This window comes from Roseibium litorale (genome assembly GCF_014842915.1).
In the GTDB taxonomy this organism is placed as follows: domain Bacteria; phylum Pseudomonadota; class Alphaproteobacteria; order Rhizobiales; family Stappiaceae; genus Roseibium; species Roseibium litorale.
On the sequence record NZ_JACYXI010000013.1, the window covers coordinates 129,269 to 141,959 of the forward strand.

Here is a 12,691-nt window from a genome sequence, read left to right on the forward strand (position 1 = left end):
TAAAAATCTTCAAATTGACAGGAAAGAAAAAATTACTATTCTAAGAATCAGAAATTAGACTTATAAGACGAGCGAACATTTCATAATGTTAGACTATATTTCTCATATATCGTTTACCTGTCCTGAATGCGGAAACCACATTACCGAAGATATAGCTGCTCCCGACCCGTTCATTGCGAATGAAGCGGCCCTCGAAGATACAGAGGCCGAAGGCGAAGCTTACGTAAGGTGCAAAAGCTGCAACGAAGAGTTCACTTTAATTGTATTAAACAACGCCGGCAACTGTACCGCTAGCCTATTTGACTACCCATCGACACTCGTGAATTGCTCGCACGCAGAGATAGTAGATGCGGATCCATTCGACGAAGCCCCAGAAGACAACTGGTCAAACTTTGATATTCCAGACAACCCCCTCGAAATACTACAAAAATCCATAGAAGAAGCAAAGGAAATTCTGCAAGAAAATAGAAATACCGCTCAAGATTATGCGAATTCAGCAACATATCGCATGGTTTTAGTTCTAACTATCTCATCAATGGAGTCATATTTACAAGACACAATTACAAAATTTGCACTTTTCAACGAGAAAAACCAAATGAACCTAATAGCTAATGACAAGGAATTAAGATCAAAGAAATTCAATTTATTTCAGATTATGAATGAGAAAGATATTGTGAAAATCGAGTCTCAAAAGCATCTGAGAGAAATTCTTTACCACAACATCCCTAGAGTAATCGCAACATTGAAGATAATTTCAGGAAAAAAATTTCAAATTAAGCAGGATTTACTTTCAAACCTCCAAATAGCGGTAGCCTATAGACATGACTGTGTTCACAGGAACGGCTATACAGTCGATGGCTATAAGCTGGAAATATTTACAAAAAAATACCTTGAGTCGGTAATGAGGGATGTTAAAGTTTTCTGTCAGAATGTAGATGACTACATATTTGAGCTAGAGCCTTCTTGGCGTTTATTTGCGTAATCGCCCCCCTTGCCGCGCCTTTCAAAAAATCCTACCTCGTTGAGCATGATGACAAAGCTCACTCCCCCCAGCGCCGAGGCGCGTCCGCTCCTCCTTGAAACCCATGGCAAGACCCGGCAGGACGATTACGCCTGGCTGCGGGCCGAAAACTGGCAGGAGGTCATGCGCGACGGGCGCGCGGCGCTCAGCCCGGACATCGAAGCCTATCTGGATGCGGAAAACGCCTATCAGGACGCCATCATGGCGCCGACCAAAGAGCTTCAGGACAAGCTCTTTGCCGAAATGCGCGGGCGCATCAAGGAAGACGACAGCTCCGTTCCCTCCCCGGATGGCGACTATCTCTATGGCCTGAAATACGTCACCGGCGGACAGCACCCGAAGTTCACCCGCTCAAAGCGCGACGGCTCGGGCGAGGAAATTCTGCTGGATGGCGACAAGGAAGCCGAGGGCAAGGCCTATTTCAAGTTCGGCGGCGCGGGCCATTCGGACGACCACAAGCTGCTCGCCTGGGGCTATGACGACAAGGGTTCTGAGTATTTCACCGTCCGCATCCGCGATCTGACGACCGGCGAGGACAGCGCCACGCGCATCGAGGACACCGGCGGCGGCGGGGTCTTCTCTGCCTGCAGCAAGTATCTCTTCTATGTGCGGCTGGATGCCAACCACCGCCCGTCCAAACTGTTCCGCCACGAGATCGGCACCGATCCGGTAAAGGACGTCCTCGTCTATGAAGAGACGGATCCCGGCTTCTTCATGGGCGTTGGCCGGACCCAGTCGGGCGATACGATCCTGATCGACATCCACGACCACGAGACCTCGGAAGTCTGGACCATTCCGGCGGATCAGCCTTTGGCTGAGCCCAAGCTGGTGGCCCCGCGCGAGACCGGCATCGAATACTCGCTCGAGGACAACGACGATCTTTTCTACATCCTCACCAACGCCGGGGATGCGGAAGACTTCAAGATCGTCACCGCACCGAAGTCAGCCCCCGGCAAGGACAACTGGACGGATCTCGTGCCGCATACGCCGGGCCGCCTGATCCTGTCCCATGCGGTCTACAAGACCTTCATGACCCGCCTGGAGCGGGACAACGGCCTGCCGCGCATCGTCATCCGCCGCCTGGCTGACAACATCGAGCACGCCATCGAGTTTGACGAGGAAGCCTATTCGCTGGGCCTGTCCGACGGCTACGAGTTCGACACCCGCACCATCCGCTTCACCTATTCCTCCATGACCACCCCGGCTCAGGTCTACGACTATAACGTGGAGACCCGGGAGCGTGTCTTGCGCAAGGAGCAGGAAGTGCCCTCCGGCCATGACGCTGGGCTATACGTGACCCGCCGCCTGCAAGCCCCGGCCGCCGATGGCGAGACCGTGCCGGTGTCGCTGATCTACCGCAAGGACACGCCGCTGGACGGCTCCGCCCCCTGCCTGCTTTATGGCTATGGCTCCTATGGCATTTCCATTCCCGCCAGCTTCAACACCAACGCCCTGTCGCTGGTGGACCGGGGCTTTGTCTATGCCATCGCCCATATCCGCGGCGGCAAGGACAAGGGTTTCCGCTGGTACAAGAATGGCCGCCGGAAGGACAAGAAGAACACCTTCACCGACTTCATCGCAGGGGCACGCCATCTGGTGGCGGAGAAGTTCACAGCCCATGACCGCATCGTTGCCCAGGGCGGCTCTGCGGGCGGCATGCTGATGGGCGCGGTCGCCAATATGGCGCCGGAGGCCTTCGCCGGCATCATCGCCGAGGTGCCCTTCGTCGATGTTCTGGCCACCATGCTGGACGACACCTTGCCGCTGACCCCGCCGGAATGGCCGGAATGGGGCAACCCGGTCACCGATCCGGAAGCCTATGACTACATCGCCTCCTATTCGCCCTATGACAACGTCGAGGCGAAGGACTATCCGGCGATCATGGCCGTCGGCGGCCTGACCGATCCGCGCGTGACCTATTGGGAGCCCGCCAAGTGGGTTGCCAAGCTGCGCGCCACCAAGACCGGTGATAGCCTGCTGATGCTGAAGACCAACATGGAAGCCGGCCACGGCGGCGCATCTGGCCGCTTCGACCGCCTGAAGGAAGTCGCCCACGTCCAGGCCTTCGCCCTGATGGTGACCGGCAAGGCATAAGAACAGCTGCTGAGAGGGGGCAATGCCCCCTCTCAGACTGCTGACAAACCTCAAAATTTGTCATCCCGGACGCAGCGAAGCGGAGATCCGGGACCGGTGAGACAATGCGTTCTGGTCGTTAACCGTTTGACACCGGTACTCTTTTGGCTCACCGGTCCCGGGTCGCGCGATGCTTGCCCGGAATGACGATCGAGAGGTTGATACCTTTGTCACCAACCTCCGGCCGCGATACCCCCTCCCGCCCGGCCTCCCGCCGCAAGGGCCGAATATGGTCGGGGATAAGCTTTTGTGCTGCCGTTCTGACACTTTCCGTTCAGAAACATCCAGTTAAAGTAAAGCGATATTCCTTGCGCGGGAGCGCAGCTCCAAGGCGCATTCTTGGGAGTTTTTGCCGCGTCTCCCAAGCAAATTGCGGAAATGGTGTTCGAGGTCTGAGGATCTTCTCAGGTCAGGCACGGCACGGTGGACGCAGCGATGCATGCGCCCGCCCTTTTTTTGTCAGGTCTGATCCGGCGGCACCAGCGGTGCCAAGGCAGTATTTCAGTCTCGGGTTTGGGGTGGCAGATGCAGCAGTCTTGGAATTTAACCCGTGACGTTTCAAAGCCGGGCTTCCCGTCGGCTCTCCGTGTTGCAAAGTCCGGATGCCGCGCCGGTCTTCTGAGCTCCCGGCTGCTTGCCTCAACGGCGCTCTGTGCGGCGGCTGTCTTGGCTGCCAGCGCCGGTCAGACCTCTGCCGCAGTCTTCACGGTCACACAATCCACGGATGACGGTTCAGGCAACACTAGCGGCAGCCTGAGCTGGGCCATTCAGAGCGCGACCGCCGATGGTGATATCATCCAAATAGCTCCTGCCATCTCCAGCATCACAGTTACCGGCGGAACCCTGCCAGGTCTTCAAGCCAACGTAACAATTGCTGCGGAGCAAGCGGTCGAGATCACGGGCGCTTCGCTCTCTAACACCAACGCATCCTCGCTGGAGCTTTCCGGAGCTTCCTTGTCGCAGGCGGTCACCACCGGATTGTCCGGGGGGATTGCCGCAGCGCCGGGCGGGACGGGATCATCCGCCGCGGGTCAGATTGGCGGCAACGGGCAAAACGGCGGCACGCCCCTTTTGGTACGCGGCTTTGTGGTCACCAGCACCGCAAATTTAACCGGAGGAGATGGTGGACGTGGTGGAGTTGGAGCCGATTCCAGCAGTTCAAACGTCAGCTTTGCGGGCGGGACAGGTGGTACAGGCGGCGCGGCTTTGGACGTCAGCTATTCCAAAATCACAAACAAGGGGACGCTCACAGCAGGATCCGGCGGAGTAGGCGGCGACGGCGGAGGCAATACGAGCGACAACAAAGATGGAGGCAGTGGTGGCAATGGCGGCACAGGTGGGGTGGGGGTCTCAGGCAGTCATTTCACCTTGTCCAATGATGGAGCGATTTCCGGAGGAAGCGGTGGCCTTAACGGTGCCGGCGGCGATGGACAATCTATTGATGGAGATAGTTTTGGTGCCTATGGCTCAGGAGGTATGGGAGGAGCCGGCGTTTCCGGCACTGACATAAGCCTCATCAACAGCGGAACGATTGCCGGTGGGAATGGTTATGAGGGCAGCGCTACTCAGCTTTCGTTTAATGCGAATACCTACTACGTCAGCAACGGGGGCGCAGGTGGTGCGGGAATTGTTTCCGCGGGCTCAACCATAACGAACAGTGGCACGATTGCTGGCGGCAGCGGCGGCGCTGCCGGCATTGCGAGTACCGGAATGATCATACCCTTAGCTGGCGGAGCTGCCGGCACGGGTGGCATCGGCGTTTCTGGCTCAGGCACAACCATCGTCAACAGTGGCACAATTTCTGGCGGAAGCGGAGGAGCTTCCGTCATCCCCTACAGCGGGACAATCGCCGGACCCGCAGGCGCAGGCAGTGCCGGGATTAGCGGCAGCAATCTGACGGTCGTCAACAGCGGCACGGTTTCCGGTGGCCTGTCCGGAGACGGGAAGTCCCGGGCCAATGCGATTGAATTCACCTCTGGCACCAACTCTTTGGAGCTCCAGGCCGGTTTGGTATTCAACGGCAATGTCGTAGCCAATGGCAGCCAGGACACGCTGATCTTCGGCGGCAGCACCAGCTCAAACTTTGACCTCAGCAGCATCGGCGCTCAATATTCCGGCTTCGAGGCCTACTCCAAAAGCGGTACGTCCACCTGGATCGTAACGGGCGTCTTGCCAAATGGAACAAGCCTTCAAGACCTGTCTGTTTCCGCTGGCACTTTGGACTTTTTCGGCGACGGGACATCAGCCTTGGCCGCTGGCCTCACTGTTGATGGCGGTACACTGCGGATTTCCAACGGGGCGACGCTAACAAGCGCCAACGGCAGTGAGTCCGTCATCGGCAACGCCTCCGGATCCAACGGAACCGTTGTCATCGCCGGATCAGGGTCGATATGGAATATCGGATCGGGCAGCAACTCCTCCCTTACCGTCGGAGGTCAAGGGGCGGGTGCGCTGACGGTCTCTGACGGCGGAACCCTCTCAACCGGTGGCGGCAGCGGATTTATCTCAGTCGGCCCAATGGGTACGCTGAACATCGGAGCGGCCGCGGGCGAGACGGCTCTTGCGCCAGGCGTTTTGGATACGAGTTCGATCAGCCTTAGCGGCAACACCAGCAGCATCGTCTTTAACCACACGGACATGGATTATCAGTTCGATCACTCTATCGACGAATCTGGCACGCTGGCCTTCTATTCCGGGGTAACCACCCTGACCGGAAATTATAATGGGTTTACCCCGCAGGGCTTAGGTGGTTTTTATGAAGACGGGGACGGTGTTGCGGAAATCTACAAAACAGGTGCGCTGAACCTGACTTCCAATTTTCCCGGGGCCGTGGGGCTCAACGATGGTGTGCTCTTCGAAGCCAACACTGACTATGAAAATTACTTCCTCGTTCGCTCCGGTGGCACTCTTAGCGGTTCCGGCAGCGCAAACGGTTTGACCGTTTTCTCCGGGGGCACGCTCGCTCCTGGCGATCCGGTCGGCACTTTGACGGTCAAAACCGTGGGCTTCAACACCGGATCTATCTTTCAGGCAGCAGTGAATGCCTCTGGCGGCTCCGGTAAACTGATATCCGAAAATTTTATCGAGATTGACAGCGGCGTAACGCTTTCTGTCCTAGCTGCAGACGAAACGGACGGCGGATCGGCTTACAACCCCTCCACCAGCTATTCAATCATCGAGGCTCAGGCTGCGGTGGTCGGCAGGTTCGATAAGGTAGAGGACAGCTTCGCTTTTCTTGACGCCTCGGTCGCCTATTCGGAAAGCGACGTAACCCTCACCCTGAACCGCGCCACCACGCCGGACAATTCTTTGCTGGCCTTCTCCGATCTGGCCTCGACGCCCAACCAGAAGTCGGTTGCGGATACGGTCGAAGGAACCGGCTCTGGCACCCTACATGATGCCGTTCAGTCGATGCGTGGTGGAGAGACGGAGCAAGGCTTCCAGGCGCTCTCCGGCGAAAGCCATGCGACGATGCAAGGCTCGCTCATAAGCGGGGCCAACACGGGCCGCAGCGTCCTGACCCGGCGGATTGTCACTTCGACCGGCGGGGTTGGCGCCTCTTCGGGCGATCAGGTCTCCATGGGCTTCCACGGCAAGGGCGAGGTTCCCGTGCTGGGCCAGATCAATGCGGAGATGTGGGGAGAAGCCTTCGGCGGCTGGGGCAAGGTGGACGCCACCTCAAAAACTGCGTCCTCCGAAAGCTATGGCGGCGGGTTCCTGACCGGCTTTGATGCGGAAATTATCGAGGGCTGGCGCACCGGCGTGATGGCCGGTTATTCCAGAAACCAGTTCAGGTCCTCCGCAAACCGCTCGAGTGGCTCTGCAGACAGCTATCACATCGGGGCCTATGCGGGCACGCAGATGGATGCGATGGCTCTGCGGTTCGGCGCGGCCTACACGTGGCATGATCTGGCTACCCGTCGTGATGTCGCCTTCACCGGCTTCACCGATCATCTGGAGGCGGACTATACCGCCTCCACCGCCCAGGCCTTTGCGGAGATCGGCTATGCCTTTGATCTGGCCCCGGCGGCCTTTGAACCCTTTGCCGGCATTGCCGTCATCAACCAGCACACGGACGGGTTTACCGAAACTGGCGGCGCAGCAGCGCTGACCAGCGGCAGCAGCAATGATGTCATGGGCGTGACCACGCTGGGTCTGCGCGGTGAGGTGGAGATTGCCAGGTTGAACGGTATCTCCGCCTCGCTTACCGGCTCGCTCGCCTGGCGCCATGCCTTCGGCGATGTCGAGCCTTCCTCGACCATGCGGTTTGCAAGCGGCGGCAACGCCTTTGCCGTCACCGGCACGCCGATTGACGGCGATACGGCGCTGTTCGAGGCGGGCCTGTCACTGGAAAAGGACAAGACCCTCGGGCTCAACCTGACCTACCAGGGCGAACTCGGCGCCTCCGCCCAGACTCATTCTGGACGGCTGAGCCTGCTTTACCGGTTCTGAGAGGGGCAACAGCTCCCCCTCTTCCCTCTCAGGAGGCCTTGCAGGTCTTGATGCCGAGGAGCGTATAGGCCGGGCACCAGCCGATCAGCGCGGTCACAATCGGCACGACGCCGATCCAGCCGACCCATTTCCAAGCCAGTTCGGCGGGCCCGAGAAGCGCGAAAGCAACCAGCGCGATCCCGGCGATAATCCTCAAGATCCGGTCAATCGACCCCATGTTTTTCATCGAACCATTCCTTTCAGCTGGGCAGCACGCGAAACCGCGCGGGTGCCGGTGAATCCGGGGGAAGGTTAGCCCTTCGTCCCAGCCAGGTCTGTGACTTAGTCACGCTCCTTGCAAAAAATGTCAGGGGCAGCTGCCTGCGATCTGCCGCAACCGGTCCGTCTTCAGCAGATGGATGCTGCCGCGCGCGCGCTCCAGAAGCCCCTGCTCGGACCATTTTCCCAGCTGGCGGGAGACGACCTCACGCGCGGACCCGAGATCTGCGGCAAGTTCCGCCTGGGTCGCCTTCACCTCACGCCCCTCGTCCGCCCGGTCCAGCAGCAGGGCGGCAAGCCGGGCGTCTATAGGGTGAAAGACCGCCTCTTCCATCTTGTGCAGGATCTCCGCGATCCGGTGGCCAAAGCCTTGAAAGACGGTCCTGCGGAAAGAGCCGGAGCGGCCGATCAACTCCATGACGGCGCCTGCAGGCACCAAGAGCGCGCGGGTTGCCGCCTCCGTCACGCCGGTGGCAGAGTAAAGCTCATCCCCCAGAAGACAGGAGGTCGTCAAAACGCAGCTCTCCCCGGCTGAAACCCGGTAGAGCATGATCTCGCGCCCGGTGCTGGAGGTCATGAACACGCGGACGGATCCCTCCTCCAGCAGGATCCAGCCTGTGCAGGCGGATCCCGGAGAAAAGAGCACGGCGCCTTCAGGCAAGGATATCCGCTGAACGGACCTTGCCAGCATGGCCTTTTCGCTTTCGGAAATATCGTCCAGACCGAGACGGTCCAGAATTCCGGCTTCGCACACCATCTGCTTCAAACCTTGTTTCGGCGCTCCGGCACAAGCAGGGCAGTTTCTTCACTGCCCCGGTGGAAACCCCGCCTTGAAGGCATATATCAAATGCACAGGCCCGGCTGTATGCTACTTGGGCCGCAGGCATCACGGCAATTGGCCGAAGAGAGAGAATCCAGATGAGAAAATCCGTAACCGCAGTTCTGGCAGGCGCTTTTCTGAGTTTCGCCCTCACCGCGCCTGCTGCCCAGGCCGGTTTCCTGGAGGACCTGTTCTTCGCCCCGACCTACAATAAGCTGAAGATCCCGCAGACGACCGGCACCCGCTATGACTGCAAGGCCTATCCGGCTGGAAAACCGGGCTGGAAAGGTATCATCGGCGGCAAGACCTATGATTTCGACCGCACCTTCAACGTTTCGCGCGAAGGCTGTTTCGAGACCAAGGCGGAATGCCAGACCTTCCTCAACTACATGTCCGGCTACATCGATCTGGCGATCTACAACCGCTGCCAGCCGCTCTAAGGCCTTCTGGAAAAGCACGTTGCCGGAACGCCTCTCCCTGCCCCGCTGAACGGCTATTGCGCGTTGGGCAAAGCCTTGAGATAGACCGCGATCGCCTCGCGGTCGCTGGCGGGCAGCTTGGCCATATTGGCCTGCACCTCGACCATTTCCCCGCCCACGCTGTCATAGTCCGGCGTGAAGCCGCTTTCGAGATAATAGGCGACGTCCGTTATGCTCCAGTTGCCGAGTTCCGACGAGGGATCGAGACCCGGCACCTTGCCGTCCCCTGCCGCCGCCGGAGCACCGGTCAGCCAAGCGGAATAATCGAGGCCGCCGATGGCATCACGCGGGGTGTGACATTCGCCGCAGTGGCCCGGACCTTCCACCAGATAGCGGCCGCGCTGCCAGACCGCCATGTCCACATCCGCACCGGCAGCGGGGGCCGCGATCACGGGCTCCGGTTTAAGGTTCAGCAGCTTCCAGAGCCCCAGGCCCCGGCGGAGGTTGAATGGAAAGCCCAGTTCGTGAGGCGGCGCCTTGCCGGAAACCGCAGGCAAGGTCTTCATGAAGGCAAACAGATCGGCCACGTCCTGCACGTCCATGCGGGCATAGGAGGTGTAGGGAAAGGCCGGATAGAGATTTTCGCTGTGAGGGCCGGTGCCCGTCATCATGGCATTGGCAAAGGTGGCAAGACTCCAGCCGCCGATCCCATCGTTGGGATCACTTGAAATATTGGGGGCCACAAAGGTTCCGAACGGCGTCACCAGTTTCAGGCCACCGCCGAGTTTCAGCTTGTCTTCGCCTTCCGCCCCCTTGGCCGAGTGGCAGGAGGTGCAGCCCCCCGCCCAGAACACCGCTTCGCCCCGGGCCGCGTCGCCCTGCGGCAGTGCTGCAAGGGTTGCCTCCGGCAAGGAACGGGAGGCACTCAGAAACCACCCTGCTCCGGCACCGGCAACAGCCAGAACAACACCAAGGCCCAGGATCTTCTTCAGCATATCATCCTCGCCGCTGACGGGAGAGTGTCAAGGCCGCCCGCAAACAGGCAGCAGACCGAAGCCGTGCCTGGTGCCTTGCCCGCGTGGGACAAGGCACCAGGCACGGTTTGACCGGCTTATTTCTTGACGCGGAACGCCTCGTGGCAGGACTTGCAGTTGCCCATGATCGGACCGAAAGCGGCCTTGAAAGCATCGACATCCGCAGGGCCATCTTTGCCGGAGGCCTGCACGGCAGCGTCCGCCGTGGCAGCGAACTTGGCAAGCGCCGCCTCAAAACCGGCCGCATCAGACCAGATCGCCGGAGACGCTGTGGTGTCGCCCGCATCCGAACCTGCCGGGAAGAAGCTGCCGAAGGAGTGGGAAGCCGCGGCCATGGTGGCTATGGCAGCCTTGCCCGCTGCCGGGCTGTAGGCGATTTCGCCCTTCATCATGCCACCGCCAAGGCCTGCGGCAGCGGCAACGGAATCCATAATGGTCTTGCGGGTCTCTAAAGGATCGCCTGCAGCAATGACAGACGTCGCGCCCACAACGACAAATCCAGCCGCAAGGCCGTGCACTAACCAATTTCTCATGTGAAAACTCTCCCTCTCTCAGAGGGAATAAACCTGACGCGGCACCAAGTCGCGCGCAAGACAGGAATGGGACCTCACGGCACTGTGATCATCCCGCGCGGAAAATAATGTTTGTTTTGCCCAAGGACAGCCAAAGCGCCGGCACAGTTGGAAGCCTCGATTACCGCGGCCAATGCTGCAGGTATCGCCGGATCTCACATCTCTTCCCATTCTACCCCAGATCATCCATTGCCCGTCAGGCAATGGACGCTGATGCTTCGCGAACTTTCCGTGCCGCCGCATCGATTTGGGTCGTCGCCGAGGATATGGACTGAATGTTGGTGGTTACCAAATCGACACCTTGGGTCGCCGCCTGCATGTTCGAAGAGATCTCTCCGGTAACGGCTGACTGCTCTTCGACGCTGGAGGAGATACTCGCCGAAATTTCACTGATCTGGTTGATGATGGCCATGATCGTCTCGATAGCATGGACCGCTTCTTCCGTGGTCTGCTGAACGGACTGAACCTGCTTGGAAATGTCCTCGGTTGCGCTGCTTGTCTGAGACGCCAGACTTTTGACCTCAGACGCCACGACAGCAAACCCCTTGCCTGCCTCTCCAGCCCGGGCGGCTTCGATCGTCGCATTCAGGGCCAGCAGATTTGTCTGATTGGCAATGTTGTCGATCAGTTCGATCACATTTCCAATGGTCTTAGCATCCTCGGAGAGACCATTCATAATCTCACTGGACTTCGTCGCCTCGACAACCGCCTTTTCCGAAACCTCCAGAGCGGTTTTCACCTGCCGGCTGATTTCGTGGATCGACGCGACCAGTTCTTCAGCCGCAGCTGCCACGGCCTGCACGTTCGAGGCAGTCTGGACGGACGCTGTCGCGGAACTGTTCGCCTGCTCCGAAGTCGTCGACAACGCAATACTGATTTCCGTCAGGTCTGCGTCAATTACTTTTTGGACATCGGCTCTCCGCTTACGATCCATGACCTGTTCAGTGATGTCGCTTGCAAACTTCACGACCTTGAAAGGCTTGCCGTCAGGTCCCATGATCGGATTGTAGGTTGCCTGGATCCAGACGTCCTTACCTGTTTTCGAGATCCGGCAGAATTCGCCCCCTTGATACTGCCCCGCCTGCAACTGGCGCCAGAAGTCAGCGTAGGACGCAGCTTCCCGATCGCGCTTCGAGAGGAACATGCTGTGGTGCTTGCCCTGCACCTCTTCGAGACGATACTCGAGTGCGTTCAGAAAGTTCTCGTTTGCGGTTAGAACGTTTCCTTCGATATCAAACTCGATGACCGCCTGAGACCTTCCGAGCGCCTCAAGTTTGGCGCTATATTCCAGGTTCAGAAGCCGCGCCTTTGCGTCCGCCCATTCGACAACAATGCCCAGGCGTTTTTTGCCAGAACCGACATGGGTGGCAACGAGATCAAAGCTGCGCTTTCCGATCTTGATCGTCGCCCTGTGAGTGCCGCTGAGATCCGCAAGCACGGACCTTTGGCTTGCCGGATTTGCGTGGAAACGGTCAATTGACTGACCAATGAGCTTGTCGGCATCGAAGTCAGGGAACTTCTCACGAATGTCGGCTTCAGCCTCTTTGAGAAGATCACGCACGGCCTTGTTCATATAGACGATATTGTAGTTCTTGTCAGCAATCATGACGCATTGAGAAATTTTCCCAAGTGCTTCCACTACGATATCGCCGATACTACTTGACAAAATTCCCAACATTCTTTCCTCCGAAAAGAAACTTAACTCCAATCTCCCTCACATGTATTAATTAATTAATAAATTGCGACGCAGCGTAAGTATAATAAATACAACTCTTGATTAACAAAACACATCATCAAATATATAATTCATCTTACACTGAATTAACAAAAAAGGCCCCGAACCATCCGGTCCGGGGCCTCAGACTGCTGACAAACCCGTCGTTTTCGGCGGGTTTGTTTTTTTGCAGTTCAGGTTTTCAGGTGTCCAAGTTTTGGGATCTTTGAGAGATAGCCCGTTTCGTCTCATGCTGGGGCTTGTTTCG

Annotated in this window: 9 protein-coding genes; 4 read left to right on the top strand and 5 right to left on the bottom strand. The window is 58.1% G+C overall.

Translation table 11 applies throughout. The annotated features are described in order from the left end of the window. Window positions 1–85 precede the first annotated feature (85 nt). From IG616_RS18575 to IG616_RS18585, 3 genes are all read left to right on the top strand, one after another. Window positions 86–982, top strand: a complete 897-nt coding sequence (locus IG616_RS18575) for a hypothetical protein (RefSeq protein ID WP_192149674.1) — start codon at window positions 86–88, stop codon at window positions 980–982. Window positions 983–1,030: 48 nt separating this feature from the next. Continuing rightward, window positions 1,031–3,115 carry a S9 family peptidase gene (locus tag IG616_RS18580; RefSeq protein ID WP_192149675.1) on the top strand — a complete coding sequence of 695 codons (2,085 nt, stop codon included), beginning with the start codon at window positions 1,031–1,033 and terminating at the stop codon, window positions 3,113–3,115. Between the two features lie 705 nt (window positions 3,116–3,820). After that, entirely contained in the window at window positions 3,821–7,606 is a 3,786-nt protein-coding gene (locus tag IG616_RS18585) for an autotransporter domain-containing protein (RefSeq protein ID WP_192149676.1), read from the top strand. 28 nt (window positions 7,607–7,634) lie between these two features. On the opposite strand, the gene IG616_RS18590 is transcribed toward IG616_RS18585, so the two are convergent. Further along, entirely contained in the window at window positions 7,635–7,832 is a 198-nt protein-coding gene (locus IG616_RS18590) for a YgaP family membrane protein (RefSeq protein WP_192149677.1), read from the bottom strand. Window positions 7,833–7,952: 120 nt separating this feature from the next. Next, the gene (locus IG616_RS18595) at window positions 7,953–8,621 is read right to left on the bottom strand and encodes a Crp/Fnr family transcriptional regulator (RefSeq protein WP_192149692.1); all 669 of its coding nucleotides are present in this window, start codon (window positions 8,619–8,621) and stop codon (window positions 7,953–7,955) included. Between the two features lie 161 nt (window positions 8,622–8,782). Between IG616_RS18595 and IG616_RS18600 the strand changes: the two genes are divergently transcribed. Next, window positions 8,783–9,124 (top strand): hypothetical protein, encoded by a 342-nt coding sequence (locus IG616_RS18600; RefSeq protein ID WP_192149678.1) that lies wholly within the window; start codon window positions 8,783–8,785, stop codon window positions 9,122–9,124. A 53-nt stretch (window positions 9,125–9,177) separates the two neighbouring features. Here the strand turns inward: IG616_RS18600 and IG616_RS18605 are convergent, their stop codons facing one another. The 3 genes from IG616_RS18605 to IG616_RS18615 all read right to left on the bottom strand — a co-directional run bounded on the left by IG616_RS18605 (window position 9,178) and on the right by IG616_RS18615 (window position 12,387). Then, entirely contained in the window at window positions 9,178–10,098 is a 921-nt protein-coding gene (locus IG616_RS18605; RefSeq protein ID WP_192149679.1) for a c-type cytochrome, read from the bottom strand. Between the two features lie 116 nt (window positions 10,099–10,214). Further along, on the bottom strand, window positions 10,215–10,670 hold the full coding sequence (locus tag IG616_RS18610; protein WP_192149680.1) for a c-type cytochrome: 456 nt from the start codon (window positions 10,668–10,670) through the stop codon (window positions 10,215–10,217). 235 nt (window positions 10,671–10,905) lie between these two features. After that, a complete protein-coding gene (locus IG616_RS18615) occupies window positions 10,906–12,387 on the bottom strand; it encodes a methyl-accepting chemotaxis protein (RefSeq protein WP_209007743.1) in 1,482 nt (493 codons plus the stop codon). Between the last annotated feature and the right edge of the window lie 304 nt (window positions 12,388–12,691).

Excerpts from the sequence above, each read along its gene's own strand:
- IG616_RS18575 (WP_192149674.1), top strand. The coding sequence starts at position 86 with ATGTTAGACTATATTTCTCATATATCGTTTACCTGTCCTGAATGCGGA.
- IG616_RS18580 (WP_192149675.1), top strand. The coding sequence starts at position 1,031 with ATGACAAAGCTCACTCCCCCCAGCGCCGAGGCGCGTCCGCTCCTCCTT.
- IG616_RS18590 (WP_192149677.1), bottom strand. The coding sequence starts at position 7,832 with ATGAAAAACATGGGGTCGATTGACCGGATCTTGAGGATTATCGCCGGG.
- IG616_RS18595 (WP_192149692.1), bottom strand. The coding sequence starts at position 8,621 with ATGGTGTGCGAAGCCGGAATTCTGGACCGTCTCGGTCTGGACGATATT.
- IG616_RS18600 (WP_192149678.1), top strand. The coding sequence starts at position 8,783 with ATGAGAAAATCCGTAACCGCAGTTCTGGCAGGCGCTTTTCTGAGTTTC.
- IG616_RS18605 (WP_192149679.1), bottom strand. The coding sequence starts at position 10,098 with ATGCTGAAGAAGATCCTGGGCCTTGGTGTTGTTCTGGCTGTTGCCGGT.
- IG616_RS18610 (WP_192149680.1), bottom strand. The coding sequence starts at position 10,670 with ATGAGAAATTGGTTAGTGCACGGCCTTGCGGCTGGATTTGTCGTTGTG.
- IG616_RS18615 (WP_209007743.1), bottom strand. The coding sequence starts at position 12,387 with ATGTTGGGAATTTTGTCAAGTAGTATCGGCGATATCGTAGTGGAAGCA.